This is a genomic window from Streptomyces pinistramenti, assembly GCF_020564935.1.
In the GTDB taxonomy this organism is placed as follows: Bacteria; Actinomycetota; Actinomycetes; order Streptomycetales; family Streptomycetaceae; genus Streptomyces; species Streptomyces pinistramenti.
Window position 1 is genome coordinate 154,236 of record NZ_JAJCXB010000003.1, and the last position, 16,320, is coordinate 170,555.

Here is a 16,320-nt window from a genome sequence, read left to right on the forward strand (position 1 = left end):
CCGACGAGGCGTCGGCATATCCCACTCAGCCTGCGGGCGCACGAGTTCGCGTACCCCGGCCCTCTCCGCATCCCCACCTCGGGAACGTCTACCCTGCACTGGTTGACAGGTTTACCAGTTGGGTCGCACGATGGTCGGGCTGTCGGCGCACGTGTCTCACGTCACGTTTCCGTCGTGATGAGCTGTCCTTGCCGAGGGGCCGGACCGGCCGACGCCGTGCAGCGGACGGATCGAGGAGGAGGCCATGGGCATGAGCGGTGATCTGATGCGGGCGGCGAGTCTGGCCGTGCCGGGTGTCGTCGAGGTGGGGGACTTCCCGGTGCCGGTGCCGGGCGAGGGTCAGGTGCTCGTGGAGATGCACTACGCGTCGATCTGCGGCTCCGACGTCCACGTCGTGTTCGACGGCTTCCACGACCCGGACTTCCTCGGCGAGCCCGGATATCCCGGCCACGAGGGCATCGGCCGCGTCGTGGCGAGCCGCTCGCCACAGTTCACGGCCGGTACGCAGGTCCTGACCGTTCCGCACGGCCGGCGCGGCCGCTGCTTCGCCGAATATCAGGCGGTCGACGCCGCCCAGGTGATCGCCCTGCCCGACGGCGCCGATCCGCGCCGCATGCTCCTCGCCCAGCAACTGGGCACCACCGTCTTCGGGATGAAGAAGTTCCTGCCGCCCGAACTGCCCGATGAGCGCAGGCCCCGCAACGCCGTGGTGATCGGCGCCGGTTCCGCCGGGCTCTTCTACGTGCAGCACCTGGTCAAGCGCGGCATCGAGGTGTGCGTCTCCGACCTGGATGAGCGGCGCCTGGCAACCGCCGCGCGCCTGGGGGCCGCCCGCACGGTCCACGAACCCGCGGCCTCGGTCGTCGACGTCGCCCTGGAGATGACCGGCGGTGCCGGTGCGGACCTGGTGATCGAGGCGGCCGGATACGACTTCACGCGCGCCGCGGCCGTCGAAGCCGCACGGATCCGGGGCACCATCGGCTTCTTCGGCTTCCCCGAGCTGCGGGGCAACGCCCCCTTCCCCGTGGAGCGTTCCTTCCGCAAGTCGCTCAGCATGGAGTGGGTCAACGGCACGCAGCTGGAGCCGGGGCTGCTGTCCTTCCGTGCGGCCATCGACGCCATCGCGCGGGGCGCGATCGAGGTGGACCACTGCCTGGAGGCGATGTATCCGCTCGACCTGGCGCCGGACGCGTTCGCCGCGGCCTGGGCGCACGGCCACGGCGCCGCCAAGGTCTGCGTGCGCATGCCCGTGGCCGGGACCGGCCGGGACGCCGAGTGAGCGCCCCGGACGACGCGGCGGCCGATGCCGTCGCCCGGCTGCGCCGCGCGGTCCGCGGCACGGTCTCCGACGGAGTGCGCCGCCGGGCCGAGTACGCCACCGACGCGTCCAACTACCGCGTGGTGCCGCAGGTCGTCGTCGAACCCCGGGACACCGACGATGTCCTCGCCACCCTCGAAGTCAGCCGGGCCACCGGAGTTCCGGTCACCGGCCGCGGCGGCGGCACCTCGGTGGCGGGCAACGCCATCGGCACCGGCATCGTCATCGACTTCGCCCGCCACCTGAACCGCATCGTCGAGATCGACAGCGGCAGCCGCACCGCGCTCGTGGAACCCGGCGTCCTGCTGTCCGACCTCCAGCGCGCGGCCGCGCCGTCCGGCCTGCGCTTCGGCCCCGACCCGTCCACCCAGTCCCGGGCGACGCTCGGCGGCATGATCGGCAACAACGCCTGCGGCCCGCACGCCGTCGCGTACGGCAGGACCGCCGACAACGTCCGGGCACTGACCGTGGTCGACGGCCGCGGCCGCCGCTTCGACGCCGGTGCCGGGCCGGGCCAGGTGCCGGGCCTCGACCGGCTCGTCGACGGCCATCTGGACGTGATCCGGACCGAGTTGGGCACCTTCCCGCGTCAGGTCTCCGGCTACGCGCTGGAACATCTGCTGCCCGAGCACGGCCGCAGCCTGGCCAGGGCGCTGGCCGGCACCGAGGGCACGCTGGGTGTGACGCTGGACGCCACGGTCGGGCTCGTCCCGGTCAGCCCCGCCCGGATGCTGGTGGTGCTCGGATACCCGGACATGGCCGCTGCCGCCGACGCCGTGCCCGCGCTGCTCACCCACGCGCCGCTGGCCGTCGAAGGGCTCGACGCCCGCCTGGTCGATGTCGTGCGAAGGCACCGGGGCGCCGCGGCCGTGCCCCAACTGCCGCGCGGCGCCGGATGGCTGATGATCGAGATCGGCGGGGAGAGCGCCCGGGAGGCGCGGGCGTCCGCCGAGGCCCTGGTCCGTGACGCCGCCGCCGTCGACGCAACGACCATGCCCGCCGGGCCCGGGGCCACGGCGATGTGGCGGATCCGGGCCGACGGCGCCGGGCTCGCCGGGCGCACCCCGCAGGGCCGCCAGGCGTGGCCCGGCTGGGAGGACGCCGCCGTCCCGCCCGCGCAACTGGGCGCCTATCTGCGTGAGTTCGACGCACTCATGGACTCCTACGGCGTGGTCGGCCTGCCCTACGGCCACTTCGGCGACGGCTGCATCCACGTCCGCATCGACCTGCCGCTGGACACCGACGCCTCCCGCTTCCGCGCGTTCCTGTTCGACGCGGCCCGCCTGGTCGTGCGGCACGGCGGCTCCTGCTCGGGCGAGCACGGCGACGGGCGGGCCCGCAGCGAACTGCTCCCCCTCCTGTACTCCGCGCGCACCCTCGGCCTCTTCTCCGCGGTCAAGGACCTCTTCGACCCGGAGAACCTGCTCAACCCCGGCATCCTGGTACGGCCCGCGCCCCTCGACGCCGACCTGCGAAGGCCCCGCGCCAGGCCGCTCCCGGCCGTCGGCGGGTTCGGGTTCGCCGACGACGACGGGGACTTCACCACGGCCGTCCACCGGTGCGTCGGTATCGGCAAATGCCGCGCCGACAACAGCCCGGCAGGCGGCTTCATGTGCCCCTCCTACCAGGCCACCAAGGACGAGAAGGACTCCACCCGCGGCCGCGCCCGGGTACTCCAGGAGCTGACCAACGGCTCGCTGATCAAGGACTGGTCGTCGCCCGACGTGCACGAGTCGCTGGACCTGTGCCTGTCGTGCAAGGCGTGCGCGAGCGACTGCCCGGCCGGCGTCGACATGGCCCAGTACAAGTCCGAGGTCCTGCACCGCACCTACCGGGGCAGACCGCGGCCGCTCAGCCACTACACCGTCGGGCGGCTGCCCCGCTGGCTCACGCTCCTCAACCGTGTGCCGCGGACCGGACCGTGGATCGCCAACACCCTCCTCGCCCGCCGCCCTCTGCGCGGACTCCTGCTCCGCTGCGCCGGACTGGACCCGCGGCGCGAAGCACCCCGCTTCGCCCCGCAGACCTTCGACCGTGCCTGGCGCCGCAGGCCCGCGCCCCCACGGCAGGACACCGACGGCACACCCGGCCGCCGCGACCCGGTGGTGCTGTGGGCGGACTCCTTCACCAACGGCATGAACCCCGAGGTGGCGCAGGCCGCGGCGCGGGTCCTGTCCGATGCCGGCTATCGCGTGATCGTCCCCGAGCGGCGGGCCTGCTGCGGCCTCACCTGGATCACCACCGGCCAGCTCGACGGCGCCCGCAAACGCCTTCGAGGGCTGCTGGACATCCTCGGCCCGTACGCCGCAGCGGGCATTCCGGTCGTCGGGCTCGAACCGTCCTGCACCGCGGTCCTCCGCTCCGACCTCCTCGCCCTCCTGCCGGACGACCCGCGCGCCCGGCAGGTCGCGGACGCCGCACGGACCCTGGCCGAACAGCTCGGCAGCAAGGACGCCACCCCCGACGCGTGGCAGCCGCCGGACCTGACCGGCCTGGAGGCGATCGTCCAGCCGCACTGCCACCACCACTCCGTCCTGGGCTTCGACGCCGACGAGAAGCTGCTCACCAAGGGCGGCGCGCGGCTGAAGGTCCTGGCCGGCTGCTGCGGCCTCGCAGGCAACTTCGGCATGGAACGCGGCCATTACGAGATGTCCCTGGCCGTCGCGGAGAACGCGCTGCTCCCCGCCCTGCGCGAACGGTCACCGGACACCGTCGTCCTCGCGGACGGCTTCTCCTGCCGCACCCAGATCGGCCACCTCGCCGGACTGCCGAGCGTGCATCTGGCCCAGCTCCTCGCCGACCGGGCGACCACCACGGGCTGAGGCCCGCCGACGGCACGCACACCACGCGTCGCGCCGTTCCGTACCCATGAGCCGGTGCACTGGTTCCGGCCTGCCCGAAAACAGAGGTTGATCCTCATGACGTCAGATACCGGGCTGCTGATCACCGCCGCTGCCGGCATCATCGCCGTGATCATCCTGATCACGTGCCCCCTGAAGGCCCATCCGTTCCTCGCGCTCAGCCTCGGCTCGATAGCCATCGGCCTCGTCGCGGAGATGAAGCCCGAAAAGCTGATCACGTCCTTCGGCGAGGGGGTCGGCGGCGTCCTGGGCGACGTCGGCATCGTCATGGTCCTCGGCACCGTCCTGGGCACCGTGCTCGCCGAATCGGGCGGCACGCACGCCCTCGCCGAGCGGCTGACCCGAGGACGCGGCATCCGCAGCATCCCCTGGCTGGTGAGCGTGCTCGCCTTCATCGTCGGCCTGCCGCTGTTCTTCGAAGTCGCCCTGGCCGTCCTGCTGCCGCTGCTGTTCAGCCTGGCCCGCAGGGTCCAGGAGACGATGCTCGACGAGGAAGGCCGCGACGAACGCGGCCGCAAGGTGTCGCCCTACATGCTCGTCGGCGTCCCCGCGCTGGGCACCGTCGCCTCACTCCACTCCCTCGTGCCGCCCCACCCCGGACCACTGGCGGCGGCCGGCGCCGTCGGAGCCTCCGTCGGCGACACCCTCATCCACGGCCTCCCCCTCGCCCTGGTCACCATCGTCGTCTCCGGGCCGCTGCTCGCCGGGCCGCTGGCCCGCCGCGTCTTCCCGGTGCCGCCGCAGGCCCTCGTGGAGCAGTTCACCGTGCACCACGGGAGCCGCAAACCGGCGTCGGTGTTCCTCACCGTCTTCTCCGTCCTGCTGCCGCTGCTGCTCATGCTCGCCAAGGCCGCCGAGGACCTCGCGGGCGGCAGCGGCACCCTGCACACCTGGATCGAGTTCACCGGCGAACCCGTGATCGCCCTGCTCATCGCGATCGTCTTCGCGCTCGGCACGCTCGGCTACGGCCGCGGCCACACCGGCCCGCAGATCAAGGGCTTCATCGACTCCAGCATCCTCGCCATCGCCCCCATCCTGCTCATCATCGGAGCCGGCGGCGGCCTCAAGCAGATCCTCGTCGACTCCGGCATCGGCGAGGCCATCGCCCGCAGTACCGAGTCCTTCGGCTTCCCGCCCCTGCTGCTGGCCTGGTTCATCGCCGCCGCCATCCGCATTGCCGTGGGCTCGGCCACCGTCGCCGTGATCACCGCGGCGGGCATCGTCGCCCCCATCGTCCACACCACCCCGCAGATCAGTCCGGCCCTCGTCGTCCTCGCGCTGGGCGCGGGCTCGATCGTCTTCCCGCACGTCAACAACGCCGGCTCCTGGTACGTCAAGGAGAGCTTCGGCATGTCGCTGGGACAGATGTTCCGCAGCTTCACCGTCATCGAGACGACCGTGTCCGTCCTGGGCCTCGCGTTGGTCCTGACCCTGGGAGAGGTCATCCCGTGACACCACCCGCCCCCGGCACCATCCGCTTCGCCGCCAACCTGAAATGGCTGTTCACCGAAGTGCCCTTCGAGGCGCGGTTCGACGCGGCCGCCGAGGCCGGATTCCGCGCCGTCGAGATCGCCGCACCCTACGTACTCCCCGCCGCGAAGGTGCGCCGACTGCTGGACGACGCCGGTCTGCGGGCCGTCCTCATCAACTCACCAGGGGGGAGTGCGAGTTCACCGGAGCGCAACGGTTCGGCCTGCATCCCGCAGCTGCGCGACACGTTCCGTGCCGGCTTCGACCGTGCATGGGAATACGCCGACATCCTGGGCAGCCCGGTGATCCACGTGATGGCCGGGATCCGCCCGGACGGCACCGACCGCGACACCGCCTTCGCCCAGTACGTCGAGAACATCGCCTGGGCCGCCGACCGCTGCAAGGGCTCGGGCCTGCGCCTGGTCCTGGAGACCATCAACCAGCGCGACGCACCCGGCTTCCTCCTCACCTCCCAGGAGCAGGCCGCCGACGTGATCCGCACCATCGGCGCCGACCACATCGAGCTGCTCTTCGACATCTACCACTGCCAGGTCGGACAGGGCGACGTCACCACCCGCCTGACCGCACTGCTGCCGCTGATCGGCCACATCCAGGTCGCCGACCCGCCCACCCGCACCGAACCCGGCACCGGCGAACTGGCCTGGGACTTCCTCTTCGGCCAACTGCGCAGGCTGGGCTACGACGGCTGGATCGGATGCGAGTACCGGCCCGCCACCACCACCCTCGACGGCCTGCACTGGCGCCGCCGCCACGAGGACCGACCCCGCACCACCGCGCAACGGAAGGCACCATGACACCCCGTCCGCTCATCGCGCTGATCAGCGCGACACCCGCCGCCATCGCCCCTGCGGAGACCGGCCTGACACGCGGCTTCCCCCGCGCCGCGGCCTGGCACCTCCTCGACGACCGGCTGCTCACCGAAGCCGCAGCCGCCGGCGGAACCACCCCCCGCCTCGAAGCCCGCATGCGCCGCCTGATCGACCACGCGCTGCACGAGAAGGCCGACGGCGTCCTGCTGACCTGCTCGCTGTACGGCGCGGTCGCCCGCACCGCCGACGCCGCAGGCGTCCCCGTACTGGCCCCCGACGACGCCGCGTTCACCGAGGCGCTCGGCGGCGGCCACGCACGGATCCTGCTCGTCGCGTCCTTCGCCGCCGCACTGTCCGACGCCGCATCCCGGCTGCACCGCGCACGCCAACTCCACGGCAGCGCAACGGACATCCGCACCGTCGTCGCGGACGGCGCACTGGACGCGACGCGGGCCGCCGACGCCGACGCGCTGGCCGCGTCCCTGGAGGGCGCCTGCCGTGCGCACAGCGGCACCGTCGACGCCGTGCTGCTCGCGCAGTTCTCGCTCGCCCCCGCGGCCACCCGGCTGTCCGCGGCCCTCGGCCTCCCCGTCATCTCCGGACCCGACGCGGCCGCCCGCCACCTGCGGGCCTTGATCGAACGGCGGGACGCCTCATGATCGGAGTGATCGCCGACGACTTCACCGGCGCGACCGACGTCGCCGTCGCCTTCCGCCGCGCCGGACTGCGCTGCCTGATCGCCTTCGGTACACCGGCGGCCGACCGCGCCGCCGCCCCGCACGACGTCCTCATCGTCGCGCTCAAGAGTCGCACCACACCACGCGCCCAGGCCGTCAACGACTCGCTCGGGGCCCTCACCTGGCTCACCGCGCAGGGTGCCGGCCAGATCTACTTCAAGTTCTGCTCCACCTTCGACTCCACACCGGACGGGAACATCGGCCCGGTGCTCGACGCCCTGGCCGGCCAACTGGACGCCCCCACCGTCCTGCTGACGCCCAGTTCACCGGAGCACGGCCGCACCCAGTACCTGGGCACCCTCTTCGTCGGCGAGCAGCCGCTGTCCGAAACCCCCATGCGGCACCACCCGCTGACCCCCATGACCGACTCCCGGCTCGTACGGGTCCTCCAGCGGCAGACCACGCGCCCCGTCGCACTCGTCCCGCACCCGGCCGTCCGCCGCGGCGCAGACGAGATCCGCCGCCGCGCGGCCCGGCGCGGCCGGGGATATCTCCTGGTCGACGCCATCGACACGGACGACCTCAACGAGATCGGCCGAGCCGTCGCTGACCATCCGCTCGTGGCGGGCGCGGCCGGCCTCGCGGGCGGCATCGCCGCGGCCGTGGCCGACTCCCTGGCCGGTGCCACCGGCTCCCGCCCGGCCGTCGACGACACGGACCCGGTGGGTGACGCACCGGCCGCCGTGCTCACCGGCAGCTGCTCGGCCCGCACCCTGGAGCAGATCGCCGCACACCGGTCGGCCGGACGTCCCACGTACCGTCTGGACGCCCTGGCCGACCACGATCCGGCCGCCCTCGCCCGCACCGCCCTCGCCTGGTACGACACCCAACCGTCCGCACCCGCCCCCCTGTTCCACTCCTCCCTGCCCCCCGAAGAGCTGCGAGCGGTCCAGGACGCACTCGGCGTCCAGGAATCCGCCGCCCTCCTGGAGGACGCACTGGGGCGCATCGCGGTGGGCCTCGTCGAGCGCGGCGTGCGCCGCATCGTCGCGGCCGGCGGCGAAACGTCCGGGGCCATCGTCACGGCGCTGGGCATCACCGGTGGCGAGATCGGCCCGGAGGCCGCCACCGGCGTGCCCTGGATTTACGGCCCCGGGAGTCATCCCCGCACCCACGAGCCGTTCGCCCTGCTCCTCAAATCAGGAAACTTCGGCGAACCCGACCTCTTCCTCCGCGCAACCCCTGCACCGACAGGAGACCCGACAGGAGACCCGGAATGAATCCGCCCGACGACGCCGCACTCAGGCAGCAGATCATCCGCGCCGCCCGATCCCTGTTCGCGCGCGGCCTGACGCACGGCAGCACCGGCAACCTCTCCGTACGCAGCGGCGCACACCTCCTGGTGACACCGACCGGGAGCAGCCTGGGCACCGTCGAGGCGCACGACCTCTCCGTCATCGACCTGCACGGCCGCCCCGTCGACGGGCCCCGGCCGTCGAAGGAGGCGTTCCTGCACGCGGCGATGCTCCGCGCCCGCAGCGGGGCCAACGCCGTCGTCCACACCCATTCCACCCACTCCGTCGCGGTGTCCTGCCTGGCCGACACCGACCAGGACGACGTCCTCCCGCCGCTCACCGCCTATTACGCGATGCGCGTCGGCTCCCTCCCGCTCCTCGATTTCCACGCCCCCGGCGACCGCGCCCTGGAAAGCGCCGCGGAACACCTGGCGCGCGACCACAGCGCCCTTCTCCTGCGCAACCACGGCCCGGTCGTGGCCGCTGCGAGCCTCGGTGAAGCGCTCGACGCCATCGAGGAACTGGAGGAGACCGCAAAGCTCTTCCTGCTGCTGCGCGGCATGCGCACCCGCCCCCTGACCCCCGCCCAGCGCACCGCACTCCGCACACCGCACTGACCACCCGCCCCGCACACCACACGCCCAGGGAACGGAACCCCGCGATGCCCCTCACCCTCTTCAGCGCCCTGGCCGTCCAGGCAGCCGTCGAAGACCTCCTGCCCGTCTTCACCGCCGAGCAAGGCGTCGCCGTCGCCCCGGACTTCGACCCGACCACGGTCATCGAACGCCGCATCGCCGCAGGCGCCCGGCCCGACGTCGTCATCGGCGTCACCTCCGCCCTGAACGCGCTCGCCCGAGCGGGCAAGGTCGCGCCCGGCTCCCTCACCCCCCTCGCCAGGACGGGCGTGGGGGTCGCCGTCGCCGGCGGCGCCGCCCGTCCGCCCCTGGCAACCCTCGACGACCTCACCACGGCCCTCGTCAGCGCCCGTTCCGTGGCCTATTCGCGCACCGGCGCCAGCGGCATCCACTTCGCCCGACTGCTCCAGGACCTCGGTATCGCCGACGAGGTGAACGCGCGGGCGACGGTGATCGAGAAGGGTTTCACCGCCCGTGCGCTCCTCGACGGGCGGGCCGACCTCGCCGTCCAGCAGCTCAGCGAGCTGGCGTTCGTGCCCGGGACCGACGTGGTGGGCCCACTGCCCGAACCGGCCCGGCACGACACCGAGTTCACCGCCGCCCTCGCCACCGGCCCGACCGCACCCGCCGCGTCCGCCCTCCTCCACTTCCTCATCTCACCCCGGGCCCAGGCGAGTTACCGCCGGGCGGGTCTCGAAGCACTGCCGGAAACACGGTGACGACGGACCTTCACTCACATGGGCAGCGACAGCACACGGATCTCTCCGGCAGGCCACCGCGCACCGTCGTGCAGCGGCGTCCACAACGTCCACAGCGGCATGATCACGGGCCCGTCGGGCTGTTCGACGCGGACCTCCTGCTCCAGCGCCCGCCAGCCGAGCCGCCGGTAGAGCGGGACGAGCGTCGGCCGGCAGAAGAGAAGCCCGTGCCGCGGCCCCATCGTCCGCGCATGGTCCAGGGCCGCAGCGACGGCCAGCCGCGCCAGCCCGCGCCCTCGCAGCTCAGGAGCGACCGCCACCCCGCCGACCCCCACCACTTCGGCGCAGGCCCCGCCGATCGCCATCGGCAGCCGCACCAGACCGGCGTGCGCGACGAGACGGCCCCGCTGCCTGACACCGAAATGAACGTCCTTGGGCAGCCACGTCAGCCCGGTGTCCGCGACACCGAAGGGATCGGCACCGTCGCCGAGGATCTCGCGCTGCCCGGTCTTCGTGTATTCCGCGAGCCGCACCACCGCCGGCGCCGCGGAAGAGAGGCCCTCAGTCATCCCGCCATGATCCTCTCAACGTCCCCTCCCGAAACTCGATCTCCCCACATCTCCCGGGCCGGCCCGCGGCCGAGGAGTTCTCCGCCTGACCGGCACGGGACCACGTGCCCCCTCCGAGCCCGCCGGATGACCACGGCCCCCGGAGCCGATGCCCGGCCGAACCCCGGGCGCAGCCCCGGCCGTTGCCTCAGCTCGCCCGTCCCTGCCCGAGCGCGCCAAGGGCTTGCAGGGAACCAAGGTGTTGATTCCCTGCAAGTCCTTAGCCGCACCCCCGTCCGGGACGCCGGGCAGGATCTCGCCGAGGACGCCGCAGTTCTTCGTTTACGCTCAGTCGCGAACCGCCTGCGCTGAGCCCCGCCCGGCCAGCAGTTCCGCCGCGGCCCGGGTGTTCACCGCGCCCGCACCGTAGGTACGGATGCTGGCGCCGGTCGTCAGGGCGGTGTCCTCGGGCATCCCGACCGCGATCAGGACGGCGTCGGGGCGCCCCGCCAGCAACTCGGCGACCAGCGCCGCGGCCTCCTCGGCGCGGTGCGCGTCCCGGACCGCCAGGACCAGCGGCGTGCCATCCGCCGCCGCCAGGATCGCCTTGGCGGATGCCTCGGCCGCGGAGGTACGGATCGTCCGGGCGAGCAGGCCGAGTTCGGCGAGCGGGCCGGCCAGCTCCCAGTGGGCGTCGCCCGCCACGACGTTGCCCGCGGCGACCAGCTCGACCACGGTGGCCGGGCCAGGCAGTGCGACCGTGCCCTCGGCCCTGACCGCACGCCGTGCCGCCTCCAGGCCGGCCGAACGGTCCGCAGGGGCGGCCCAGCGGCGCAGGTCCGCCACCCGCTGGGCCGCCGCCTCCAGGAGTTCGGCATCGAGCTCGCCCGCCCGTACCGCCGCCACCACGGCGTCCCGTACGTCGTGCCAGACGCGCTCGCCCTCGCCCGGCCCGAGCAGCAGCAGATCGGCCCCGGCCCGGAGCGAGTCGACGGCTGTGCGGCCCAGTTCGGCCGCGGGCAGCGGACCGGCGATGGCGATGGCCGTGCCGATCACCACGCCCTCGTAGCCGAGTTCCTCCCGCAGGAGGCCGTGCAGCAGGGCGCGGCTCAGGTTGGCCGGGTGCTCCGCGTCCAGGGCGGGGAACAGGACGTTGGCGGCCATCACCGAGCGGACCCCGGCCTCGATGGCAGAGACGAACGGGGGCAGCTCGCGGCTGCGGAAGGTGGCCAGGTCGCAGTCGACGACGGCCAGGGCGTGGTGCGAGTCGACCACCGTCGCGCCGTGCCCGGGGAAGTGCTTGGCGCAGGCCGCCACCCCCGCTGCCTGGACGGCTCCGATGAAGGCCGCGCTGTGGGCGCCCACCAGCCGGGGGTCCTGGCCGAAGGAGCGGACCCCGATGACGGGGTTGTCCGGGTCACTGTTGACGTCGACGGAGGGCGCGAGGCTGAGGTTGACCCCGGCCGCGCGCAGGTCGGCCGCCAGCGCGGCGGCGACCCGCGCGGTGGTGCCGAGGTCGTCCGCGACGCCCAGCGCCAGGTTGCCCGGGTAGGAGCTGCCGTGGTCGGACTCCAGCCGGGTGACGTCGCCGCCCTCCTCGTCGACGCCGATCAGGGCGTCGGGGGCGGTCGCGCGCAGGGCGCGGGCGCTGTGCAGGACCGCGTCGGTGCTGCCGGCCGCGGCGTCGCCGTCCGGCGCGCCGGGGAACAGTACGAAGCCCGGCAGACCTGCGTCCAGACCGGTGTGCGCCCAGTCGGGCGCGGTGCCGGCGGTGACCCCCGGGAGCAGGCAGGTGTTGACCAGACGGTCGAGTTCACTCATGGCTGTCGTGTCCCTTGTCGAAGCGGTCGGTGCGGTGGAGGAGGGCTGGTCAGTCCTGTGGGAAGAGCTCTTCGACGACCGCGGCAACACCGTCTTCGTCGTGACCGCCGATGACGTGGTCGACGGCGGCCAGCACCGCGGGGTGGGCGTTGGACATGCCGTACGAGGTGCCGGCCCAGGCCATCATGGGAAGGTCGTTGGGCATGTCGCCGAAGGCCACCGTCTCCGAGGCCGCCACCCCGTGCCGGGCGGCCAGCTCCGCGAGCGCGAGGGCCTTGCTGACGCCCTGCGCCACCGCCTCCACCAGTCGCTCGCCGTTGGAGTGGTAGACGGTGACCAGATGACCCACCGCGGGGTGCGCGAGCTCCACCAGCTCGTCGGCGGTGAGCTCGGGGTGCCGGCCGACCAGCTTCGGCGCGGGCCGGCCGAACAGGACGGCGTCGTCGGGGCGGAGGACCGTGGTGTCGGAGTCCCAGTCGCCCGCCTCGTACCGGGCGTCGCCGGCCAACTCCTTGGCGTACTCCACCGCGAGGCCGATACCGGGGACGGCCGCCCGCAGCAGGGCGGCCACCTCGGTCAACGTCGGCACCGCGATGCCGTGTTCGGCGACGACCTCCTCCGTGTGCATGTCGTAGCTCAGGGCTCCGTTGGAGCAGATCGCCGTGCCGCGGTGGCCGAATGCCTCGGCGATCGGGCCCATCAGCCGCGGTGGCCGTCCCGTGACGAGGACGAACTGCGCGCCGGCCTTCTCGATCCGTTCGAAGGCGGCGACCGTACGGGCCGAGATGGTCCGGTCGCTGCGGACGATGGTGCCGTCGAGGTCGGTGGCGACCAGCAGGGGTGAAGCAGAGCTCATGGCGGTGTGTTCTCTCCTGTCAGCGATGGTCAGGTGATGGTCAGGCGATGAGGTTGTCGGGGTCCAGGGACAGCGTGGCCGGACGCGGGCGGCGTTCGGGCTCAGCCGGCGCGGAGTTCATCGGACAGTTCCCGCAGTTCGCGGGCCGTTCGGGAGAGCGGGAAGCGGGCCGCGTTGCGGTAGCCGGCCGCTCGCACCTCGTCGAGGGCTTCGGGCGTACGGGCCAACTGGGCCACACAGGACGCGAAGGCGCGTGCCGAGCCGTCGCCCTCGGCGGCCTGTGCCGAACCCTTCAGCACCTCGGCCAGCCCGGGGACCGGCTGGTAGAGCACCGGGAGGCCGCAGGCCTGCGCCTCGACGGCGACCAGGCCGAAGGCCTCCAGCCGGCTGGAGGGGACGACCAGCAGATCGTGCTCGGCGAAGCTCTGCCACAGGTGCGTCCGGTCGAGCCAGCCGAGGTAGCGGACCGCGGACAGGTCGGCGGTCCGGGCCAGTGCGCGGAACTCGGCCGGTGGCGCGGCCACGCTGAGGCTCACGCCCTCGATCGCGGCCAGCCGTGCCAGCAGCTCCGCGGCCGCCTTCTCACTGGTGAGCCGCCCCGCGTAGAGCACCCGGAACTGTCCGGTCTCCCGTGGCACGCGCTTCGGCGGCTCGGTCAGGAGGTGATCGGGGATGCCCCAGGGGATCCGGGTGATGCGGTTCGACTCGACGGGGGTCAGGGTACGCAGCCGGTCGGCCATCGCCCCGGTCGGGACGACGATCCGGCCGGCGGTCGCCGCCGCGTCCCGCAGCACCGCCCGCTGGGTGGGGTGGTCGACGGCGAACAGCAGGTCGGTGCCGTGCACCAGGGCGAGCTGGGGCAGCTCGGGGAAGGCGCGCAGCAGGGCGGGGGTGGCGCCGAACGCGAGGTGCTGGAGGTGCACCACCTCGTGGTCGCCGCCGCCGAACCGCTCGCGGATGGCCGCGGTCAGATCGTCCACGTACGTCCAGAACGCCGGCCCGCTCAGCTGCTTGCCGGGCACGTCGAGCAGCTCCGGTCCGTGTCCGGGGTCGCGGGGTAGGACCGGGCCCGGTTTCCGGGGATCCGCAGTGAGCATGAAGGTGTCGGCGGGGACGAGTGGTTCGGGTCCGAGGTAGAGGTCCCAGAGCAGCTCGACGCTGCCGCCAGGGCTGCCGAGGGGGAGGTCGAGTCCGGTGATCGTCGTCATGAAAGTTCCTGGTACAGCCGGGAGATGTCGATCCCCTGGGTACGGGTGTATTTACGCCCCTGGCGCTGGTAACTCAGGCTTGAGCCGAGGGCGCTCAGGAAGACGATCTTCCCGAAGGTCATGCCGGGGTAGACCCGGACCGGCCGGACGACCTGGATCTCCAGCGTCCAGGCGATGGCGTGTCCCTGGTGGCCCAGCGGCGCGGAGACATGCACCCAGATACCGAGCGCGCCGACGGTGTGATCGCCGTTGATGAGCTGGGCGTAGCGTTCGGAGCCGGTCCGTTCCCGGGTGACCCCCAGGTACAGCTCGCCCGGTTCCAGCAGCATCCCCGACGCGGGGATGGTCAGCTCCTCGTACGCGGTGGGCCGGGCGGCGTCCAGTTCCCCCACGCACCGGCGGATCCGGTCGCCGAGGCACCAGTCGTAGGCGTTGGGGGAGACCCGCGCCGGGTCGAAGGGCTCGATCACGATGTCCCCGCAGGCGACGGCGGCGGTGATGGCCTCGCGGGTCAGGATCACGGCGCCCCCACCCGGTCGCGCCAGTACCGGGACTCCTGCGGACCTGCCGCCATCTGGTACTTGCCCTCGTAGAGCTCGACCTCGCCCAGAGCGGCGAAGAACATGATCTGGCCGATCTTCATCTCGGCGTAGACCCGCAGCGGCCGGACCGGCGACAGCATCAGTGTCCACTGCCCGTGGAAGCCGATGTCGCCGATCGGTGCGGTGATCTCCACGAAGAGGCCGAGCCGGCCGACCGAGGAGCGGCCGAAGAGCAGCGGTACGTAACTGTCCGAGCCGACCTGCTCCACGGTGTGGCCCAGGTAGAGCTGACCGGGCTGGAGGACGAAGCCCTCCCGTGGAATCAGGAGGGAACGGGTCGGGTTGGCCCGGTAGGCGTCGATGGTCTGGTCGGTGTAGCAGAGCAGCGTCTCGCCCAGGCGGACGTTGTAGCTGTTCGGGTTCACCTGGTCGGCACTGAACGGCGAGATGCCGATCCGGCCGTCGGCCACCGCCTCGGTGATCTCCGGTCCTGTCAGAATCATGGGTGCGTCCCCGTGTTCGTCGGTGCGGTCGCAGCTCAGCCCTGCGCTCGGGCCGCGTCGAAGTCGTAGTCGACCCGGTGCTCGATCTCCAACTCCCTCACCAGCCGGTGCACGGTGGAGAAGTCGTTCATCATCAGCTCGTTGCCGGGCAGCCTGCGGGCGTCCTCGATGATCTCCTCGGCGTGCCGGATCCCGCTGAACTCCAGGAGTCTCGGCCACAGTTCCCAGTCCTCCGCGCCGAACGCGGTGATCGCGTCGGGCATCATCCGGACCAGGAAGTCGCGCTGTTCCGCGTTGAGCTTCGGGAAGATCTCGCGCATCAGCTCCGCCAGCACCGGCCCGTGCGCGGCCTCGTCGCGCGCGTGGAGCCGGGCGATCAGGGTGTGCATGGGCTGGATCCCCTTGCCGCGGGCGAGCAGGTCGAGGAAACCGTTGATGCTGATCTCGCCGACCGCCGTCCACAGCAGGTAGAGCAGGTCCTTCTGCCACCGCTCACTGTGCTCGTCCGTCAGCGCGTACAGGCGCCGGTTGGTGACCGGCTGACCGTAGTCGGGCTCGGCGGCGAGCCGACGGGCCTCCCGGGTGCGCTGCATGGCGACCATGTGCATATAGGTGTGCCAGACCTCGTCCACGTGGGACTGCTGCACGACCTCCTTGACCTCGTAGCGGTCGACTCCGGGGAACACTCCGTGGGCGAGCTTCGTGAAGGTCGGGTTGGCGACGAACTCCTCGGCGGCGATGACCCGTTCGTTGTACGAGATCCACGCCATCGTGTTCACCTGCCGACGCTGTTCATCGGACGCGGCCAGAAAGTGCGGGTGTTCGGCGAACGGGAGCAGTTCGAGCGGGTAGTCGAGCAGTTCGGGGTCGTAGCCGCCCGGGTCGGCGACCGCAGCCATGTCGGTACGGATCGTCGCCCGGCGCGGCCAGGCGTCGGCCAGCCGGCGCAGGGTGCTGCGCCCGACGCTCGGCTGGGCCAACAGCTCGGAGTCGAGGGTCTCGGGAGTGGTGTCCGGGGTGTCGGTAAACGGGGCGTGCGTGGTCATCGGTTGCCTCTC

General features: G+C 72.5%; 15 protein-coding genes. 8 read left to right on the plus strand and 7 right to left on the minus strand.

Annotated features, from left to right (window positions below; all coding sequences use genetic code 11):
* The first annotated feature begins 250 nt into the window (after nt 1–250).
* The 8 genes from LIU39_RS03635 to LIU39_RS03670 all read left to right on the plus strand — a co-directional run bounded on the left by LIU39_RS03635 (nt 251) and on the right by LIU39_RS03670 (nt 9,805).
* Nucleotides 251–1,279 carry a zinc-binding dehydrogenase gene (locus LIU39_RS03635; protein WP_227044464.1) on the plus strand — a complete coding sequence of 343 codons (1,029 nt, stop codon included), beginning with the start codon at nt 251–253 and terminating at the stop codon, nt 1,277–1,279.
* Entirely contained in the window at nt 1,276–4,140 is a 2,865-nt protein-coding gene (locus tag LIU39_RS03640; protein ID WP_227044467.1) for an FAD-binding and (Fe-S)-binding domain-containing protein, read from the plus strand. Before LIU39_RS03635 ends, LIU39_RS03640 begins: the two co-directional genes overlap by 4 nt.
* 96 nt (nt 4,141–4,236) lie before the next feature.
* On the plus strand, nt 4,237–5,631 hold the full coding sequence (locus LIU39_RS03645) for a GntT/GntP/DsdX family permease (protein WP_227044469.1): 1,395 nt from the start codon (nt 4,237–4,239) through the stop codon (nt 5,629–5,631).
* Nucleotides 5,628–6,464 carry a hydroxypyruvate isomerase family protein gene (locus LIU39_RS03650; protein ID WP_227044472.1) on the plus strand — a complete coding sequence of 279 codons (837 nt, stop codon included), beginning with the start codon at nt 5,628–5,630 and terminating at the stop codon, nt 6,462–6,464. Before LIU39_RS03645 ends, LIU39_RS03650 begins: the two co-directional genes overlap by 4 nt.
* Entirely contained in the window at nt 6,461–7,138 is a 678-nt protein-coding gene (locus LIU39_RS03655) for an aspartate/glutamate racemase family protein (protein WP_227044474.1), read from the plus strand. Before LIU39_RS03650 ends, LIU39_RS03655 begins: the two co-directional genes overlap by 4 nt.
* Nucleotides 7,135–8,436 (plus strand): 3-oxo-tetronate kinase, encoded by a 1,302-nt coding sequence (otnK, locus tag LIU39_RS03660; RefSeq protein WP_227044476.1) that lies wholly within the window; start codon nt 7,135–7,137, stop codon nt 8,434–8,436. Before LIU39_RS03655 ends, otnK begins: the two co-directional genes overlap by 4 nt.
* On the plus strand, nt 8,433–9,068 hold the full coding sequence (gene otnC / locus LIU39_RS03665; protein WP_227044478.1) for a 3-oxo-tetronate 4-phosphate decarboxylase: 636 nt from the start codon (nt 8,433–8,435) through the stop codon (nt 9,066–9,068). Before otnK ends, otnC begins: the two co-directional genes overlap by 4 nt.
* 44 nt (nt 9,069–9,112) lie before the next feature.
* Nucleotides 9,113–9,805, plus strand: coding sequence for a substrate-binding domain-containing protein (locus tag LIU39_RS03670; RefSeq protein ID WP_227044480.1), 693 nt, complete (start codon nt 9,113–9,115; stop codon nt 9,803–9,805).
* Nucleotides 9,806–9,819: 14 nt separating this feature from the next.
* On the opposite strand, the gene LIU39_RS03675 is transcribed toward LIU39_RS03670, so the two are convergent.
* The 7 genes from LIU39_RS03675 to LIU39_RS03705 all read right to left on the minus strand — a co-directional run bounded on the left by LIU39_RS03675 (nt 9,820) and on the right by LIU39_RS03705 (nt 16,308).
* Entirely contained in the window at nt 9,820–10,353 is a 534-nt protein-coding gene (locus tag LIU39_RS03675; protein ID WP_227044482.1) for a GNAT family N-acetyltransferase, read from the minus strand.
* 327 nt (nt 10,354–10,680) lie between these two features.
* On the minus strand, nt 10,681–12,153 hold the full coding sequence (locus tag LIU39_RS03680) for a glycoside hydrolase family 3 N-terminal domain-containing protein (RefSeq protein ID WP_227044484.1): 1,473 nt from the start codon (nt 12,151–12,153) through the stop codon (nt 10,681–10,683).
* Between the two features lie 49 nt (nt 12,154–12,202).
* Complete coding sequence (locus LIU39_RS03685) at nt 12,203–13,009, minus strand: HAD family hydrolase (protein ID WP_227044487.1); 807 nt, start codon at nt 13,007–13,009, stop codon at nt 12,203–12,205.
* A gap of 101 nt (nt 13,010–13,110) precedes the next feature.
* Nucleotides 13,111–14,217 (minus strand): glycosyltransferase family 4 protein, encoded by a 1,107-nt coding sequence (locus tag LIU39_RS03690; protein ID WP_227044489.1) that lies wholly within the window; start codon nt 14,215–14,217, stop codon nt 13,111–13,113.
* The gene (locus LIU39_RS03695; protein ID WP_227044491.1) at nt 14,214–14,738 is read right to left on the minus strand and encodes a dCTP deaminase; all 525 of its coding nucleotides are present in this window, start codon (nt 14,736–14,738) and stop codon (nt 14,214–14,216) included. Before LIU39_RS03695 ends, LIU39_RS03690 begins: the two co-directional genes overlap by 4 nt.
* Nucleotides 14,735–15,262, minus strand: coding sequence for a dCTP deaminase (gene dcd / locus LIU39_RS03700; RefSeq protein ID WP_227044494.1), 528 nt, complete (start codon nt 15,260–15,262; stop codon nt 14,735–14,737). The genes LIU39_RS03695 and dcd overlap by 4 nt, the downstream gene beginning before the upstream one ends.
* Before the next feature lie 35 nt (nt 15,263–15,297).
* On the minus strand, nt 15,298–16,308 hold the full coding sequence (locus LIU39_RS03705) for a diiron oxygenase (RefSeq protein ID WP_227044497.1): 1,011 nt from the start codon (nt 16,306–16,308) through the stop codon (nt 15,298–15,300).
* Nucleotides 16,309–16,320 lie beyond the last annotated feature (12 nt).